This window comes from Streptomyces viridosporus (genome assembly GCF_002078235.1).
Classification (GTDB): Bacteria; Actinomycetota; Actinomycetes; order Streptomycetales; family Streptomycetaceae; genus Streptomyces; species Streptomyces viridosporus.
On sequence record NZ_MSGP01000062.1, the window covers coordinates 15,106 to 32,791 of the forward strand.

The window sequence follows — 17,686 nt, forward strand, 5'->3', positions numbered from 1 at the left end:
TCAGTGGACACGATTGCCAGCCTCTTCAGCTTCATCACAACCCCCGTCTCCTGGGTCATCGTCCAGTTCCACAGCGTGTACGGGGCCGTCTTCGGACCTGACACCGGGTGGGCCTGGGGCCTGTCCATCGTGTCCCTGGTGATCCTGATCCGCATCTGTCTGATCCCGCTCTTCGTGAAGCAGATCAAGGCGACGCGCGCGATGCAGACGCTCCAGCCGGAGATGAAGAAGATCCAGGAGCGCTACAAGAACGACCGGCAGCGCCAGTCCGAAGAGATGATGAAGCTGTACAAGGAGACGGGCACCAACCCGCTCTCCTCGTGCCTCCCCATCCTGGCGCAGTCGCCGTTCTTCTTCGCCCTGTACCACGTGCTCAACAGCATCGCGTCGAACGACACCATCGGTGTGATCAACGAGCGCCTGCTGGAGAGCGCCCAGAAGGCCCACATCTTCGGTGCCCCGCTCGCGGCGAAGTTCACGGACAGCTCGGAGAAGGTCGCGGCCCTCAACTCCTCGTTGACCGATGTCCGCGTCGTCACGGCGATCATGATCGTTCTGATGTCGCTGTCGCAGTTCTACACGCAGCGCCAGCTGATGACGAAGAACGTCGACACCACGGTGAAGACGCCGTTCATGCAGCAGCAGAAGATGCTGATGTACGTCTTCCCCGTCATCTTCGCCGTCTTCGGCATCAACTTCCCGGTCGGTGTCCTCGTCTACTGGCTGACCACCAACGTGTGGACCATGGGCCAGCAGATGTACATCATCCACAACAACCCCACCCCGGGTTCCAAGGCCCAGGCCGCGTACCTGGAGCGTCTCTCCAAGCACGTCGCGCGTAACGGCAAGACCCGTAACCGTCGTGAGCGGGCCATCGTCAAGGCCATCGTCGCCAAGGGCCGGGACCGCAACGAGTACGAGCGCAAGTTCATCAACGGTCTGAACAAGGCGGGCCTCGCGGCCCAGAGCGACGGCACGGTGATCAAGAGCGAGGCCACGGCCGCAGCCCAGGCCGAGGACGGGACGCCCACCACCGGGGCCCCCAAGCGGCAGCAGCCCAAGCGGCAGACGAAGGCCCAGCGCCAGTCGGCCCCGACCAAGGCCGATGAGCGCACCTCGCTGACCAAGTCCGACGAGCCCGAGAGCGACAGCAAGCCCGCCGCTGCTGCCAAGAAGGGCAGCGCCAAGACCGCCGGCAGTACCCGCAGCAGGGCCCAGTCCGGGCAGCGCAAGGGTCCGCAGCGGCCCAAGTCCCCGTCCAAGAAGTAAGAAGGAGTCCATCCCGTGACGGAAGGCACCACCTCCGCTGCTGCCGAGGGCGCAGACACCCTGACCCGCCTCGAGCAGGAAGGCGAGATCGCGGCGGACTACCTGGAGGGTCTGCTCGACATCGCCGACCTCGACGGCGACATCGACATGGACGTCGAGGCGGACCGCGCCTCCGTCTCGATCATCAGCGACACGGGCAGCCGGGACCTGCAGAAGCTGGTCGGTCGCGACGGCGAGGTACTGGAGGCGCTCCAGGAGCTCACGCGCCTGGCCGTGCACCGGGAGACCGGGGACCGCAGCCGCCTCATGCTCGACATCGCCGGTTACCGTGCCAAGAAGCGCACGGAGCTGTCCGAGCTGGGCGCGAAGGCCGCCGCCGAGGCCAAGAGCAGCGGTGAGCCCGTGAAGCTCGACCCGATGACCCCGTTCGAGCGCAAGGTCGTGCACGACGCGGTCAAGGCGGCAGGCCTGCGCAGCGAGTCCGAGGGCGAGGAGCCGCAGCGCTTCGTCGTCGTACTTCCCGCCTGACCGGCTCCATGTTTCCTCGGCCCCGTCTGTAGCGCAGGCGGGGCCGAACTTTGTCAGCCTGATAGTTCTGTGATTCTGGTGTCGGCTTCCTGTGTCGGCACGGTACGGAAGGAAGGTCCCCCCGTGACGGAGGCAGCGGAGCTTCCCCTCGCGCCCGAGCAGGCACGCGAGGTGTTCGGTGATCGCTTCGCGGATGCGGTCCGGTATGCGGAGCTGCTCGCCGAGGCGGGCGTGCAGCGCGGTCTGATCGGTCCGCGCGAGGTGCCCCGCTTGTGGGAGCGGCATCTGCTGAACTGCGCGGTGCTCTCGGAGGTCGTACCGGAAGGGGTGACGGTGTGCGACGTCGGCTCGGGTGCCGGCCTGCCGGGCATTCCACTGGCGCTGGTCCGGGAGGACCTCAAGATCACACTGCTGGAACCACTGCTACGGCGTACCACTTTCCTGACCGAGGTCGTGGAGCTGCTGGGCCTGGACCATGTGACGGTCGCGCGCGGCCGGGCCGAGGAGGTCATGGGGAAGCTGCCTCCGGTGCATGTCGTGACGGCGCGTGCCGTAGCACCGCTCGACCGCCTCGCCACCTGGGGCATCCCCCTCCTTCGGCCGTACGGGGAGATGCTCGCCCTCAAGGGCGACGCCGCCGAGGAGGAGTTGAAGAGCGCGGCGACGGCGCTGAGCAAGCTCGGTGCCGTGGCGACGTCGATCGTTCATGTGGGCGAAGGCGTGGTGGACCCGATGTCCACCGTGGTGCGGGTCGAGGTCGGGGAGAGCCCCGGCGGTGTGCGGTTCGCTGCGAAACGCGCGAAGGCTGCCCGGACGGGGCGGGCTCGTCGGCGCCGGGGCTAGAGCGCGATCCGTCTACGGGGGATCACGACCTATCCTGAGAACCAGACGTACTCCACACAAGCTGCCAAACCTCTGCATGCCGGAGTGTCGCGGCAGTGCGGCACCGGCCGCTGTGCATCGTGTTTCACGTGAAACATCGCTCACTGCTGCACGGCATCATCAATCGGGGCCGCGCTGCGGCCGAACCTCGGGGCCGTAAGCCTCTCGGTTCACTCGGGACGGGGTCGGCACCCGGCGAGACACAGGCCTCCCCCAGGGGCACGGAGCTGTCCACAGAGGTGGATTTCTCCACAGAACGTCAGGTCTCACTGGTTCACGACCCTGAAGGCATGGGAGGCTCTGTTCATTGCGAGCCTGAAGTCGAGGAGAGTGAATCCTTGCGGTCCGACGCCAACATCGCGGGACCGATGACCGATCCGGTCCCCGGTCCCCGTACCGAGTCGATGGGGGTGGATGTTTCACGTGAAACACCGCCCCCGATGGACGACACTCCCATCGGTCGTGCTGCCCAGTTGGCGGTGGAGGCTCTGGGCCGCGCCGGTGAGGGCTTGCCACGACCCGAGCAGACCCGCGTCATCGTGGTCGCCAATCAGAAGGGCGGCGTCGGTAAAACGACGACCACCGTCAATCTGGCCGCTTCACTCGCTCTGCACGGTGGCCGTGTTCTGGTGATCGACCTCGACCCCCAGGGCAACGCGTCCACCGCCCTGGGAATCGACCACCACGCCGAGGTCCCCTCCATCTATGACGTGCTGGTGGAGAGCAAGCCGTTGGCGGAGGTCGTCCAGCCGGTTCCCGATGTCGAAGGACTCTTCTGCGCGCCCGCCACGATCGATCTCGCCGGTGCGGAGATCGAGCTCGTATCGCTGGTGGCGCGGGAGAGCCGGCTGCAGCGAGCGATTCAGGCCTATGAGCAGCCGCTGGACTACATCCTCATCGACTGCCCGCCCTCCCTCGGCCTGCTGACGGTCAACGCCATGGTGGCGGGCCAAGAGGTCCTCATCCCCATTCAGTGCGAGTACTACGCCCTGGAAGGTCTGGGGCAGCTGCTGCGCAACGTCGACCTGGTGCGGGGCCACCTCAATCCGACGCTGCACGTATCGACGATCCTGCTCACCATGTACGACGGCCGTACGCGGCTCGCGTCACAGGTCGCGGAAGAGGTGCGCACCCACTTCGGCGACGAGGTGCTACGGACGAGCATTCCCCGGTCTGTCCGTATCTCGGAGGCCCCGAGCTACGGGCAGACGGTGCTGACTTACGATCCTGGATCGAGTGGTGCCCTCTCTTACCTCGAGGCGGCACGAGAGATCGCGCTGAAGGGCGTCGGGATCGGCTATGACGCCTCACAGGCACACATCGGCGCACAGCAGAACGGTCCGAACATGGTGGAGGGCGTCCAGTGAGCGAACGACGGAGGGGGCTGGGCCGTGGTCTCGGCGCACTGATCCCTGCCGCACCCACAGAGAAGACGGTGCCGCCGGCTGTGGCCGGAGGCACTGCTTCGACATCTCCCACAGCGGTCCCCGTGCTGCCGAACGAGCGAGGAGTGGCAGCCGCGAAGGTGACCATGCTGCCGCCTGTTCCACGTGAGAACGAGGACCCGTCGGCGAACGGTGCCTCGGCCACGCCCGCACCTTCTGTCGGTGCCCACTTCGCCGAGGTCCCCCTCGACGCCATCACCCCGAACCCCCGGCAGCCACGTGAGGTCTTCGACGAGGACGCGCTGTCCGAGCTGATCACTTCCATCAAGGAGGTCGGTCTCCTCCAGCCGGTGGTCGTACGGCAGGTGGGTCCCGCGAGGTATGAGCTCATCATGGGTGAGCGTCGCTGGCGGGCCTGCCGTGAGGCGGGGCTGGAGGCCATCCCGGCGATCGTGCGCGCCACGGACGACGAGAAGCTCCTCCTGGACGCGCTGCTGGAGAACCTGCACCGTGCTCAGCTGAACCCGCTGGAAGAGGCTGCCGCCTACGACCAGCTGCTGAAGGACTTCAACTGCACGCATGACCAGCTGGCGGACCGGATCGGCCGGTCCCGTCCGCAGGTGTCCAACACACTGCGTCTGCTGAAGCTCTCGCCGGCCGTCCAGCGTCGAGTCGCCGCCGGAGTGCTCTCCGCCGGACACGCACGCGCGCTGCTGTCCGTCGAGGACTCGGAGGAGCAGGAACGGCTGGCTCACCGGATCGTGGCCGAAGGGCTGTCGGTGCGTGCTGTCGAGGAGATCGTGACCCTGATGGGTTCGCGGCCTCAGAAGACCCAGCGGTCCAAGGGACCGCGGGCGGGTGCCCGGGTCTCTCCGGCGCTGACGGATCTGGCCACGCGTCTTTCGGACCGCTTCGAGACGCGGGTGAAGGTCGACCTGGGCCAGAAGAAGGGCAAGATCACCGTGGAGTTCGCCTCCATGGAGGACCTCGAGCGCATCCTCGGCACACTTGCCCCCGGCGAGGGCCCCGTCCTGCAGAAGAGTCTGGTGGAAGACGACTCCGAGGAGACGGACTCCTGATCCCCTCGGCTGGTCCAGGAGATCAGCCGACCAGGGCGGACCCTGTCCGGTGTGTACCGGAACATGGTCCGCCCTTTGTTTTTTGGCGGTATCGGTGGAATCGCTTCATGGATACGATGCGTTCGATACGGCGCATCTACCCGGCAGTACCTCTGAGACCAAGGCAGAAGCCATGCGAATGACGAGCCGTACCGGACTGGTGAGCGCGGGGCTGGGGGTGGGCGCCGTCGGCGGATTCATCGGCAGCCTGCTCAGGGAACGGAGTGCTCTGACAGCCGCCCGTGAGGCAGCGGGCGAAGGAAGCGAGGAACAGCCTTCATGGGGCGTCGGCTTGTACCGCTCACGCTGGACAACCTTCAGGACCTCCCCCAGCGCTGTCGCTCGTGTGTCTTCTGGGAGCTCGACCCCGTCAGCGGTGAGGCAGCGGTAAAAGCCGGCACATCCGCGTGGGAGAAGGAATCGTGGATCTCAGCCGTCCTCCTGGACTGGGGATCCTGCGGGAGGGTCGTCTATGTCGATGACGTTCCTGTGGGCTTCGTTCTTTACGCTCCCCCCGCTTATGTGCCACGTTCCACGGCGTTCCCCACCAGCCCCGTGTCGCCCGACGCGGTGCAGCTGATGACCGCGTTCATCGTGCCCGGTTACCAGGGACAAGGACTGGGCCGGGTGATGGTGCAGACGGTGGCGAAGGACTTGCTGCGCCGGGGCTTCAGAGCGATCGAGGCCTTCGGTGATGCCCGCTGGAAGGAACCTGCCTGTGTTCTACCCGCCGACCATCTGCTGGCCGTGGGCTTCAAGACGGTCCGCCAGCACCCCGCCTACCCCCGGTTGAGACTGGAACTGAGGACGACACTTTCCTGGAAGGAAGACGTCGAGATGGCGCTGGACCGGCTGCTCGGGGCTGTGCAGAAAGAACCGGCGTTGCGTCCCCTCTGAGGCACCTCATACGAATGGGCTGACCCGTGGGGTCAGCCCATTCGTGTTTCACGTGAAACATGCGCCGCCGACGAGGCGGTCCGCCCTCACTCAGCGATGAATTCCTCGAGGTCGCGAACGATCGCAGCCTTCGGCTTGGCCCCGACGATGGTCTTGGCGACCTCTCCGCCCTGGTAGACGTTCAGGGTCGGGATGGACATGACGCCGTACTTGGCAGCCGTCCCCGGGTTCTCGTCGATGTTCAGCTTGACGATCTCGATCTTGTCCCCGTACTCCGAGGCGATGGCCTCGAGGGAGGGAGCGATCTGGCGGCACGGACCGCACCAGGCGGCCCAGAAGTCCACCAGGACGGGCTTGTCGCTCTTGAGGACGTCCTGCTCGAAGGAGTCGTCGGTCACATTCTTCAGGGTGCCGGCCACGGCGGGCTCCTTAACTGGGTTGATGCGTGAGGCGGTGGGTGGGGTCAGACAGCGGTCTTCTCGGGCTCGGCCTTCTCCCCGTCCGTGAGGGCGGCGAGGAAGCGCTCGGCGTCGAGAGCGGCGGCACAGCCCGTACCGGCCGCGGTGATCGCCTGGCGGTAGGTGTGGTCGACCACGTCGCCGGCGCCGAAGACACCGGCGATGTTCGTGCGCGTCGAGGGCGCTTCGACCTTCAGGTAGCCCTCCTCGTCCAGCTCCAGCTGGCCCTTGAAGAGCTCGGTCCGCGGGTCGTGGCCGATCGCGATGAACAGGCCGGTCACTGCCAGGTCCGAGAGTTCGCCGGTCTTGACGTTGCGCAGCTTCAGGCCCGAGAGCTTCTGGTCGCCCTGGACCTCGGCGACCTCGCTGTCCCAGGTGAACGAGATCTTCGGGTCGGCGAAGGCGCGCTCCTGCATCGCCTTGGAGGCGCGCAGGGTGTCACGGCGGTGGACGACCGTCACGGACTTGGCGAAGCGCGAGAGGAAGGTGGCCTCCTCCATCGCGGTGTCGCCACCGCCGATCACGGCGATGTCCTGGTCCTTGAAGAAGAAGCCGTCACAGGTGGCGCACCACGAGACACCACGGCCGGAGAGGGCGTCCTCGTTCGGCAGGCCGAGCTTGCGGTGCTGCGAACCCGTGGCGACGATGACGGCCCTCGCCTTGTGCACCGTGCCTGCGGTGTCCGTGACGGTCTTGATCTCACCGGTCAGGTCGACGGCGACCACGTCGTCCGGAACGAGCTCGGCACCGAAGCGCTCCGCCTGGGCGCGCATGTTGTCCATGAGCTCGGGGCCCACGATGCCGTCCTGGAAGCCAGGGAAGTTCTCCACCTCGGTGGTGTTCATCAGGGCACCGCCGGCGGTGACAGCCCCCTCGAACACCAAGGGCTTCAGCGACGCACGGGCGGTGTAGAGCGCCGCCGTGTAGCCGGCGGGCCCCGAGCCGATGATGATCACGTTACGGACGTCGCTCACGGCTTGTTTCCTCGTCTCTGGTCTGCGTCGTTCGACCGGTGGGAGCTTCTTTCAGGACTCTCACCCCACCCAACGGATCCTAAGGGGCGGGCATTCCCGCCGTGCCCGGGCACGGCGGAGACGGTCACGGGAGGGGCGCACGGCGGCCCCTTGTCGCACGGGTGACCACGTGGGGAAAGACGAAGCGCCGCTCGTCAGGAGCGCAGGTAGGAGTGCTTCAGCAGAACCTTCGCCGCAGTGCCCGAGGAGGGGTTGTCCACACAGGTCGCCTCGACGATGTACGCGGTCACACGGGTGTCGTCAGAGGCATCGGGGAGCACGACGAGCAGCGCCTCCTTCCCCTTGTACCTGCCCTGCTCGGTGGCGAGCGCGGCGTCATTGCTGCCGATGCCTTCACGGACACATCCCGGTACCGCGGGCTGCTTGAGGACCTTGGGGCGGGCGGCGCCGGACTCCGACTGTGTTCCGAAGGTGTCCGGAGTCCGGGAGCCGCCACCTTCCTGCTGACTTTGCGCGAGGAGGTCGGTGACCTGCTTCTCCAGCTTTCCCTCGGAGAAGGTGTCCGCGGCGGTGGTACGCGGTTCTTCACTCGGCCCTGTGCCGTCGTTCCAGGACGACAGCACCACCGACCCCAGCCCGAGCGCGGCGACGGTGAACACGGTTCCCAGGACGGCGACCCGTCGACGGCCTCCCCGCAGACGGGTCTTGCGGCCCGGACCGGTGGTGGAGGAGCGAGGACGCCCGGTCGGTCGGTCCGGAGGCGTCGACGTTTCACGTGAAACATGTGTCGGCTCGTCGCTGAGCGCCCCGGGAGACGTGTCGAGGGCTTCCTCGGTGTCCGGTGCGGTGGCATGGAGCAGGGCCTCTGCCGCGAGTGCGGCGTCGATGCGCCCCGCGACCTCGGCGGGCATGCGGGGCGGGCCCGGCAGGGTGCCGAGCAGGCCCCGGATCTCTTCGAGCGAAGCATGGACGTCCGCGCAGAGCTCGCACTCGTCCAGATGCCGGCGCACATCGGCGGTCCGGGCCGGTGGAAGAAGACCTTCGGTGAGGTCGGAGATCTCCGCGACGTCCGGGTGCTCCGCCTTGCCTGTCGTCGACGTCACGCTCGCCCACCTCCGCCCTTCAATGCCGCCGGGTCACTCGATCCTGTGTCTGGGGGATCCGCTCGACGCGGTCCTGCTGCGGGTGGGACGGATGCTCCCTGCATCCGGTTCCGTTCCCCCTCCTGTTCCTTTCCCTCGTCGGCGCCCTCCCACCTCAGGTGGGCGAGCAAGGGCAGGAGCCTGGCTCTGCCCCGGGCACAGCGACTCTTCACCGTGCCGGTGGGCACGTCGAGGATGCGGGCGGCTTCGGCGACCGGATAGCCCTGCATGTCCACGAGGACGAGGGCCGCTCGCTGATCGGGCGGGAGCGTGCCCATCGCCTCGATCAGCTGGCGGTGCAGATCATTGCGCTCCGCAGGCGCCGAGGCGGACTCATGGGGCTCCAGCAGCTGCTCCAGGCGCTCGGTGTCGTCGACCGGGGCGGTTTTCCGGGAAGCCGCCTTGCGGGCACGGTCCAGACAGGCGTTCACCGTGATCCGGTGCAGCCATGTGGTGACGGCCGACTGGCCGCGGAAGGTGTGGGCGGCCCGGTAGGCGGATACAAGGGCGTCCTGAACCGCGTCTGCGGCTTCCTCCCGGTCTCCCAGCGTCCGCAGGGCCACGGCCCAGAGCCGGTCGCGGTGACGGCGCACGAGCTCACCGAAGGCGTCGGGGTCGCCCTCCACGTGGCGGGCGAGCAGGTCTTGATCGCTCTCCCTGTCGTATCCGCCGGCGTCCGCCACTGGTCCCCCTTCCCCTGGGTGCAGAAGACCTCAGCTGCTCACCTTGACGTCCACGACCCTGCCGCGCCATTTGCCGTCGTCCGCCTGTACCGGCAGCTCGGTCAGCCAGACCAGCAAGTACCGGGACTCGAGCGCCTTCTCGGGCTTGAGGGTGACGCTGTCGCCCGTCCCCTCGGCAACCTTGGTGTAGGCGTCGAAGGACGTCGGTTGCCCCCCGGCACCGCTGGAGGCGGCGCGGAGCTCGACCGATGTGTTCCCCATGAAGGAAACGGTGACCTTCCCGATCTGCTGGGTCTTGCCGAGGTCGAGGATGACACCCACGCCCGGCTTCAGTCGGCCCAGGTCAGCGCTCTCGTAGTAGCTCGTCTGCCAGTACGTACCCGGAACGCTGTCGTAGACCTTGTCTATGTCCCTCGGGTTCTCGGATCCGTCGGAGCCGAACGGGTCGAAGTCACGGGCGCTCTCGATGGCGATGGGCTTGCCGCTCACCGGCTTCTTCGGGCTCCTGTCGTCCCCGTCCGTCGTCTGGGTCTCGTTCGTTTCGTCCGCCTTGCCGCCCTGGTCCATGAGGGCGTCCGCCAGCTGCCAGCTGCCCAGGCCGAGCGCGGCGATCAGCAGGGCCGAGACGGCCCACTTCAGCGCCTTGCCGGTGCGGCTCTGGAGCGGGGGAGGCGGAACCGGAACCGGCTGGGTGGCGCCGGGACGCGGCGCCGGACGGCCGTACGTGCCCTGCTGGTAGGTCGTGCGCTGGTACTCGGGCGGGGTGGTGAACGCGGGCTCCGGCGGGCGGATGCGGGGCATCTCACCGATCGCCTTCACCAGCTCCTCCGGCGTGGTGCACGGCGACTCATGACGTGAGGCGGTGGCCCCCTCGTTGACGAGCGCCCGCATCGCGAGCTCGGACAGGCCGCGGTGGACACCGGCCCGCACCTGGTCCGGCGGGATCAGACCGATGTCCTTCGGCAGACCGGACATGCCGTAGGCGTCGTTCTCGTACGGCCAGCGTTGGGTGAGAGCGGCGTAGAGGAGGGCACCGATGGACTCGGTGTCGGTGCGCTGCGGGGTGTCGGAGCCGATGCCGCGTAGCGCCGCGTTCACGGCGAGGCCGCGGATGCGCCACTGGCCGGTCGAAGTGCGCAGTACGGCGTTGGGGTTCAGGCGCAGATGGGCGAGGCCCTCGCGGTGGGCCGCGGCCATGGCGGAGGAGACCTGACTGACCATCTGGTAGGCGTCGTACACCTCCAGCGGGCCGGCGGCCAGGAGCGTGGTCAGCTCGGTGGCGTCGGGGAGCCATTCGTGTACGACGTAGACGAGGTCGTTCTCCTCGACGGCGTCCAGGACCTGGACGAAGCGGGGATCGCCCAGCAGGGCGGAGGAGCGGGCCGCAGCCAGGACGGACCGGGCACGCGAGTGGTCCGCGGGCAGGGTGTGCACGCCGACGGCACGGCGGAGCTTCTCGTCCACGGCACGCCAACTGCTGAACCCGTCCAGACGGGTGACGCACTCCTCGAGTCGGTAGCGTCTGGCCAGCTTGTGACCACTGTGCAGCTCGGGCGGCGAGGTCTTTCCGGGACCGTCGGTCCCGGTGCTCTCCTGTGCCTCGTCGCTGTCCGTGTCCCGCTCCCGGTTCTTGGCCACCCCGTCGGCCGTGGACTGGTCCGCCTGTGCGGTCAGCGACTGGTCGCCGCTGTTGTCTGCCACGTCGACGGCAGCTGTGCTCCGTTCCGCCACCGTCGTTCCCTGCCTCCCCATCCATTGCGCGCGGACCGGCGTCCGTTGCGCGCCGTCCCACGCCGAAACCAATTGTGCCCACAGTCCGCCGCTATGCACGACACGCGGTGGCTGACGATGGTTGTGCGCCTACCCCCTGCCTCAGCGTCCCAGGCGTCCGCGGACCATGCCGACCAGGGAGTTGAGCTCCTCGATGCGCATCCGGCGGGCGGCGACGAAGAAGACGCCGAGCAGGACGGCCCCGCCGGCCAGGATCGCGGCGAACGAGCCCACGACCCCCTGGCCGAGCGTCTGGCTGATGCCGTAGCAGGCCGCGCCACTGAGCAACGCGGCCGGCACCGAGGCGATGCACAGCCGGGCGTACGTGCGCAGCACCCGGGCGCCGTCCAGGTCCCCGCCCAGCCGCTGGCGCAGCCGGCGCCAGGCGATGCCGACGCCGAGCGCGTAGGCGACACCGTACGAGGCGGCCATGCCGACCACGGCCCAGCGGGCCGGGAGCACGAAGAAGCAGATGAGCGAGGCGACCGCGTTGCCCGCAGCCACGATGACCGTGTTGTAGAAGGGGGTCCGGGTGTCCTCGTAGGCGTAGAAGGCGCGCAGGACGACGTACTGCACGGAGTACGGGATCAGACCGAGACCGAAGGCCATCAGCATGTAGCCCATGTTGGTGGCCGCGCCGGTGCCCGAGGAGCCGAAGATCAGCGTGCACATCGGGATGCCGAGCGCGAGGAAGCCGAAGGCGATCGGCACGATCGCGACGGCCGTGGTGCGCAGGCCCTGGGAGATGTCGTCCCGGACGGCGCCACCGTCCTCCTCGGCCGCGGAGCGCGAGATACGGGGCAGCAGGGCGGCCATCAGGGAGACCGTGATGATGGCCTGGGGCAGGCCCCAGATCAGCTGGGCGTTGGCGTAGGCGCTGAAGCCCGTGCCGGCGATCTTCGTGTCGACGACCGACGCGGTGGCCAACTGGCTGACGACCAGTGCGCCCGCCTGGTTGGCGAGGACGAACAGGATCGTCCACTTGGCGAGCATGGCGGCCTTGCCGAGACCGTGGCCCTTCCAGTCGAAGCGCAGACGGATCCGGAACCCGGTCTCGCGGAGGTAGGGGATCATCGCCAGGGCCTGGACCACCAGGCCGAGGAGGACGCCCACGCCGAGCAGCCGCTCGCCCTCCGGCGGGATGTTCTCGACGGTCATGCCGGAGTCGGCGGCGGTGCCGTAGACCCAGATGAACACGCCGAGCGTGACGATGATGACGATGTTGTTCAGGACCGGGGTCCACATCATCGCGCCGAACCGGTCGCGGGCGTTGAGGATCTGACCCATCACCACGTGCACGCCCATGAAGAAGATCGAGGGCAGGAAGTAGCGGGTGAAGGTGACGGCGACGTCGTTGGCGGCGGGGTCGTTGGCGACCGGGTTCGACAACGCGCGCACGAGGAGCGGGGCGGCCAGCCACGCGAGGGCGGTGAGCGCGGCCAGGGCCACCATGACGAGCGTCAGCAGGCGGTTCGCGTACGCCTCGCCTCCGTCCTCGTCGTCCTTCATCGCCCGCACGAGCTGCGGCACGAAGACGGAGTTGAGGCCACCGCCGACGGTCAGGATGTAGATCATCGTCGGCAGCTGGTACGCGATCTGGAACGACTCACCCAGCAGAGCGAGGCCGAGCGCCGAGACGATCATCGCGGACCGGATGAATCCGGTGAGGCGGGACACCATCGTGCCCGCCGCCATCACGGCACTGGACTTCAGCAGGCCTCCGGCCCGTCCGCCCTTCTTCGGAGCGGGCGCGGGAGCCGGTTCCGGGGCCGGAGCCTCGGCGGCGGGAGGGGGCGTGGCCCCCGCGTAGTGGCCGGGGGCCGCGGACGGGCCGGCCACCGATGCGGCGGACGCGTAGGGCTGCCGGACACCCGCCGCCGGCGGCCGGCCGGGGTGTCCACCGCCCTGCTGCTGGTCGGGGAAGGCACCGCTCTGCTGCTGGTCGTGGAAGAGGTGGGCGAAGGCGTCCGACTCGCGGCGCTGGTCCCCGGCCTGGCCGACCAGGTCGTCCACGCCCACGTACTGCGTCGTGCGCGGATCGTCGCCGTACGGCAGGTACTGCGTCGGCCCGTCCGGCTCCGGTGCGGGGGTCTGGGCCCACACCCGCGGATCGGGGGCGTACGGCGACTGGGGCGGCTGCCCGTAGAGCGGCTGCTGAGGGGGGTACGTGCCCGGAGGAGGCGGAGGGTGCGCGGCACGGTCGTAGAGCGCCTCCGCGACGGGATCCTGGGCGGCGATGTCCTGCGCCCGGTAGGGATCCTGGCCGTAGGCGTCCCGGAGGTACGGGTCGGCGGACGGCTGCGGCGCCTGGTCGTGCCCGGGCGGCGGACCCTCGGGGGGATCCGACTCGGGGTGGCCCGAGTTGCCCGCGGCATGGCCGCGGTCACCGTCGTACGGCGCGTTCATGGTTTACCCCACCTCATCGTCCCCGGCCCACCGGCCACGACATCCTCAACGGTCCACTCTCTCACCCGTGCCGGACGGGTCTGCGCTTTCCGGTGCGGTGTCCGGTGCCGGGTCACCCGGCTGCTCCGGCGTGTCTGCCCGTGCACCGGCACCGGACTCCTCGAGACGCGCAGCGGAGGCTCCCGGGTTCGGTGCGCCGTCGACGTCCTTGCCCGCCTCGTCGTGCTGCTCCTCGGCCTCGCGGGCCGCGGCACGCTTGCGCTGCGTGTACATACGGAAGCCGGCGAGGACGAGCAGCAGCACGCCGCCGCCGATGACCAGCATCACCGTGGCGGTGATCTCGGTGACCTTCACGTCGAAGGTGACGGGGTCGCCGTACTTCTGACCGTCCTGGGTGTACAGCTGGGCGACCACCGTCGCCCGGCCGTTGGCGTTGGCGGACGTGGTGAACTTCACCGACTGGCTGTGCCCGCCGGAGACGGCGATGGGCTGCTCCTCGTAGGCGTCCCCACCGATCTCGAGACGGGTCGGGTTGGTCGAGGAGAGCCGCAGCACCAGGTGCTCGACGCCCTGCACCAGGTTGTTCTGGACCGTCACGGGGATCGTGGCGCTGCGGCCGGAGAGCTTCGTCTCCGACTTGTCGATGAGCTTCACCTGGTCGATGAGCGTGTCGAGATACGCCTCGACACCGCTCCGGTAGACCGCGGCCTCGGTGCTCCGGCCCCGCCAGGACACGGACATCCCCCGGTTCAGGGCGCGTCCGAACGGGGTCACCACCCGGGACTGGTCGGAGAGGATCACCTTGAACCTGTCGAGCTTGTCCTGCGTCCTCGCGATCTGCTCGAACGCCGACCGCGGCAGCTCGTGCCTGCGCAGCGAGGAGGGGTACGCGGAGGCCGAGGGAACCTTGGTGGTGGCGGCGGGGTCCGGCTTGGTCCTCGCGGCCGCCGTGAGGTCCTGGGACTCGGACCAGGCCCTGTCCTGGAGGGCGGCCAGCGCCTCGGCCATCGTCTGGGCCTGGCTCGCGGACGGGGTGCGCTGCGGGGCGACGACGACGCTGCGCTGCTTGCCCGTCTGGAGGCCGAGCGTCAGGCTCTGGGCCAGGAACCGCTGCACCGCCTGCGTGGACGTGGAGGCCTTGGTCATGTCGCCCTGGAAGGCCGTGGAGAGCCGGGCGTCCGCCACGACGGCCGTGGTGCCGCCGCCGATGGGACGGGGCGCGGAAGGCGTGTACGACAGGTCGCCGCTCTCCTCGAAGGTGTCGCTGCGGGCGATCACCTTGTCGGCGCCGGCGGACGTGGCGACCTTGACGATGGAGGGGTCGACCGCGCCGTTGACGGGCCAGGCGAACTCCGTGGTGGGTTTCACGTGGAGGATCGACTCCACCGTGTCCGAGGCGACGCCGGTGGCTTCCTTGAGGTGGCTCAGTGAGCCGGTGACAGCGGTGCCGGTGTGGGCGAGGGAGGCCAGGTCGGGATCGCCGAACGGCAGCGCGACGACCTCCCGGTCCGCCACCGCCTGCTGCACCTCGGCGAGCCATCGCTTGGCGACCGCCTGATGGCTGCCGACCGTGTCGGTGTCACCCTCGCCCTGTACCTCGTACCTTTCGGTCATCGCGTCGACGGACGCCAGCAGGTCCGGATCGATCACCCAGGTGACGTCGAGGTCCCGGCCCAGTGCCACCATGCGGTCCAGCCGTCCGCCCGGAGAGATCTCCTCGGCGAGGTCGTCGTCGCGGAAGAGCGGCGTCTGCTGCTCGTTCGAACCCGTCTCCGCCGTCATGTGGGCGGTGGAGATCAACGGCCACAGGAACGTCGTCTTCGTCCGGGTGCCGGTTTTCCCGGGCTGCCACGGCAGGAAGGTCTGCTGGACGCCGAGGACCTGCTCCCAGGGCTGCGCGGGGGTCTGCCCGGCGAGCGACACGGCCAGCGGGTAGACGCCGTCCTCCCCGAGGTCCAGCTTGGCGGCCGGGACGGAGATGCTGAAGGGCCGCGAGACGCCCGGGGTGAGCCTGGGGAACTCCTCGGAGTACTTGCCGCCGATCTCGGGGCTGACGACGCTCTGGACGTCGTCACTGTTCCGGGCGAGGCTGTCGATCCCCGAGCGGGTGTTCAGCAGCGGGCCCACCCGCAGGCCGACGCGGGCGTCGGTGACCGTCTGTTTGCTCTTGTTGGTCACCGTGCCCGTCACGGTGACGGTGTCCCCCTCGGTGGGGGCACTGGGAGTGAGCGAGTCCACGGAGACGGAGACCGAGCCGACGCCGGAGGCGGCCTGCGGCGTGCCCTGCCCGGTGGCGTCCGCGGGGGCCGCGGCCGGTAGCTGGAGGAGCCCCGCCAGCAGGAGCCCTCCGGTGAGCAGGGCTCCGATGCGCCGCAGCCGACGGAGGGCAGGTGAGGGACGGGTCCCCTGGAAGTCTGCCGCCTCGGCCACGCGCTCGCCCGTCCCTCGTCGTCGTCAGTGGTCGTCGGAATGTGCGTCCACGCATGGTAACGATGCTCGCTGAGGGGAAGTGCCGCGGACCGTTCCGCAAGATCGGGGACAGAGTCGGCCTGCCCCGTATGCGACCGTATGAAGAGGAGTAGGGCCCCGCGTCCCAAGCGGAGGCTTTGTGCACGTATCGACGGGGGCCGTAGGCGCGGAATGGAGGAGATTCCGGCCGCCCGCGCCACGTACCCTCTTCTGTTGTGCCGAACGCCAACGAAGAAACCAGTGCCCTGAGCCAGGTGCAGGACCGCGCCGTGAGTGAACTGCTGCGGGTAGCCCCTGTCGCCGACGACCTCGCCCGCCGTTTCCAGGAGGCCGGGTTCTCACTCGCCCTGGTCGGCGGTTCGGTGCGGGACGCACTGCTCGGCCGCCTCGGCAACGACCTGGACTTCACGACCGACGCCCGCCCACAGGACGTGCTGAAGATCGTGCGCCCCTGGGCGGACGCCGTCTGGGAGGTCGGGATCGCCTTCGGGACGGTCGGGGCGCAGAAGGAAGCCCGCGTCGGAGACGCTGATCGAAGCTTTCAGATCGAGGTGACCACTTACCGGTCGGAGGCGTACGACCGCACCTCGCGCAAGCCGGAGGTGTCGTACGGCGACTCCATCGAGGAGGATCTGGCCCGCCGTGACTTCACCGTGAACGCGATGGCCGTCGCGCTCCCGGAGAAGCGGTTCGTCGACCCGTACGGCGGCCTCGACGACCTCGCGACGCGTGTGCTGCGCACCCCGGGCACGCCCGAGGAGTCCTTCTCCGACGACCCGCTGCGGATGCTGCGGGCCGCACGCTTCGCCGCTCAGCTCGACTTCGAGGTGGCGCCCGAGGTCGTGGCGGCGATGAAGGAGATGGCCGGGCGCCTCGAGATCGTCTCCGCCGAGCGCGTCCGGGACGAGCTGAACAAGCTGATCCTCTCCTCTCACCCGCGCAAGGGTCTGACCCTGCTGACCGAGACCGGGCTCGCGGAGTATGTGCTGCCCGAGCTGCCGGCCCTGCGTCTGGAACGTGACGAGCACCACCGGCACAAGGACGTCTACGACCACACGCTGATCGTTCTGGAGCAGGCGATGGCCCTTGAGGACGAGGGCCCCGACCTGACCCTCCGCCTGGCGGCCCTGTTGCACGACATCGGCAAACCGCGCACACGCCGTTTCGAGAAGGACGGACGGGTCTCGTTCCACCACCACGAGGTGGTCGGGGCGAAGATGACCAAGAAGCGCATGACGGCGCTCAAGTACTCCAACGAGCTGGTGAAGGACGTCTCACGGCTCGTCGAGCTCCATCTGCGGTTCCACGGCTACGGCACGGGAGAGTGGACGGACTCCGCCGTCCGCCGCTACGTCCGGGACGCGGGTCCGCTCCTGGATCGGCTCCACAAGCTGACCCGCTCGGACTGCACCACACGCAACCGGCGCAAGGCCGCCGCGTTGTCGCGCGCGTACGACGGTTTGGAGGAGCGGATCGCCCAGCTTCAGGAGCAGGAGGAGCTGGACGCCATCCGCCCGGATCTCGACGGTAACCAGATCATGGAGATCCTGGGGATCAAGCCGGGGCCGGCCGTCGGGCAGGCGTACCAGCACATGTTGGAACTCCGCTTGGAGAACGGCCCGATGGAGCACGATGCGGCGGTCAAGGCGCTCAAGGAGTGGTGGGCCGAACGGCAGGGCTGAACCCGCGAAACGGGGTCGTGTTT

14 protein-coding genes are annotated in these 17,686 nt (G+C 68.7%); 7 read left to right on the top strand and 7 right to left on the bottom strand.

The genetic code is table 11. From position 1 onward, the window contains the following. The first annotated feature begins 3 nt into the window (after positions 1-3). The 6 genes from yidC (at position 4) to B7L92_RS04500 (ending at position 6,079) form a co-directional block, all read left to right on the top strand. Positions 4-1,269 (top strand): membrane protein insertase YidC, encoded by a 1,266-nt coding sequence (yidC, locus tag B7L92_RS04475; RefSeq protein WP_081236179.1) that lies wholly within the window; start codon positions 4-6, stop codon positions 1,267-1,269. A gap of 15 nt (positions 1,270-1,284) precedes the next feature. Beyond that, the gene (locus tag B7L92_RS04480; protein WP_004985933.1) at positions 1,285-1,797 is read left to right on the top strand and encodes a Jag family protein; all 513 of its coding nucleotides are present in this window, start codon (positions 1,285-1,287) and stop codon (positions 1,795-1,797) included. Between the two features lie 123 nt (positions 1,798-1,920). Further along, positions 1,921-2,640, top strand: coding sequence for a 16S rRNA (guanine(527)-N(7))-methyltransferase RsmG (rsmG, locus tag B7L92_RS04485; protein ID WP_081236180.1), 720 nt, complete (start codon positions 1,921-1,923; stop codon positions 2,638-2,640). Positions 2,641-2,969: 329 nt separating this feature from the next. Next, complete coding sequence (locus tag B7L92_RS04490; protein WP_081236181.1) at positions 2,970-4,046, top strand: ParA family protein; 1,077 nt, start codon at positions 2,970-2,972, stop codon at positions 4,044-4,046. Next, a complete protein-coding gene (locus B7L92_RS04495) occupies positions 4,043-5,143 on the top strand; it encodes a ParB/RepB/Spo0J family partition protein (RefSeq protein ID WP_081236182.1) in 1,101 nt (366 codons plus the stop codon). Before B7L92_RS04490 ends, B7L92_RS04495 begins: the two co-directional genes overlap by 4 nt. A gap of 318 nt (positions 5,144-5,461) precedes the next feature. Beyond that, a complete protein-coding gene (locus B7L92_RS04500; RefSeq protein WP_081236183.1) occupies positions 5,462-6,079 on the top strand; it encodes a GNAT family N-acetyltransferase in 618 nt (205 codons plus the stop codon). An 86-nt stretch (positions 6,080-6,165) separates the two neighbouring features. Here the strand turns inward: B7L92_RS04500 and trxA are convergent, their stop codons facing one another. The 7 genes from trxA to B7L92_RS04535 form a co-directional block, all read right to left on the bottom strand. Further along, on the bottom strand, positions 6,166-6,498 hold the full coding sequence (trxA, locus tag B7L92_RS04505; RefSeq protein WP_030847066.1) for a thioredoxin: 333 nt from the start codon (positions 6,496-6,498) through the stop codon (positions 6,166-6,168). 44 nt (positions 6,499-6,542) lie between these two features. Then, positions 6,543-7,511 (bottom strand): thioredoxin-disulfide reductase, encoded by a 969-nt coding sequence (trxB, locus tag B7L92_RS04510; protein WP_081236184.1) that lies wholly within the window; start codon positions 7,509-7,511, stop codon positions 6,543-6,545. A gap of 194 nt (positions 7,512-7,705) precedes the next feature. Next, complete coding sequence (locus tag B7L92_RS04515; RefSeq protein ID WP_081236185.1) at positions 7,706-8,614, bottom strand: anti-sigma factor family protein; 909 nt, start codon at positions 8,612-8,614, stop codon at positions 7,706-7,708. Beyond that, positions 8,611-9,336 carry an RNA polymerase sigma factor SigM gene (sigM, locus tag B7L92_RS04520; protein WP_081236186.1) on the bottom strand — a complete coding sequence of 242 codons (726 nt, stop codon included), beginning with the start codon at positions 9,334-9,336 and terminating at the stop codon, positions 8,611-8,613. Before sigM ends, B7L92_RS04515 begins: the two co-directional genes overlap by 4 nt. 30 nt (positions 9,337-9,366) lie before the next feature. Further along, on the bottom strand, positions 9,367-11,067 hold the full coding sequence (locus B7L92_RS04525) for a protein kinase family protein (protein ID WP_081236187.1): 1,701 nt from the start codon (positions 11,065-11,067) through the stop codon (positions 9,367-9,369). Positions 11,068-11,208: 141 nt separating this feature from the next. After that, positions 11,209-13,512: a murein biosynthesis integral membrane protein MurJ gene (gene murJ / locus B7L92_RS04530; RefSeq protein WP_081236188.1), complete on the bottom strand. Its 2,304-nt coding sequence runs from the start codon at positions 13,510-13,512 to the stop codon at positions 11,209-11,211. A gap of 45 nt (positions 13,513-13,557) precedes the next feature. Then, positions 13,558-15,942 carry a DUF6049 family protein gene (locus B7L92_RS04535; RefSeq protein WP_081236189.1) on the bottom strand — a complete coding sequence of 795 codons (2,385 nt, stop codon included), beginning with the start codon at positions 15,940-15,942 and terminating at the stop codon, positions 13,558-13,560. Positions 15,943-16,196: 254 nt separating this feature from the next. On the opposite strand from B7L92_RS04535, the gene B7L92_RS04540 reads away from it, so the two are divergent. Continuing rightward, positions 16,197-17,663: a CCA tRNA nucleotidyltransferase gene (locus B7L92_RS04540; RefSeq protein WP_391717060.1), complete on the top strand. Its 1,467-nt coding sequence runs from the start codon at positions 16,197-16,199 to the stop codon at positions 17,661-17,663. The last annotated feature ends 23 nt before the right edge of the window (positions 17,664-17,686 follow it).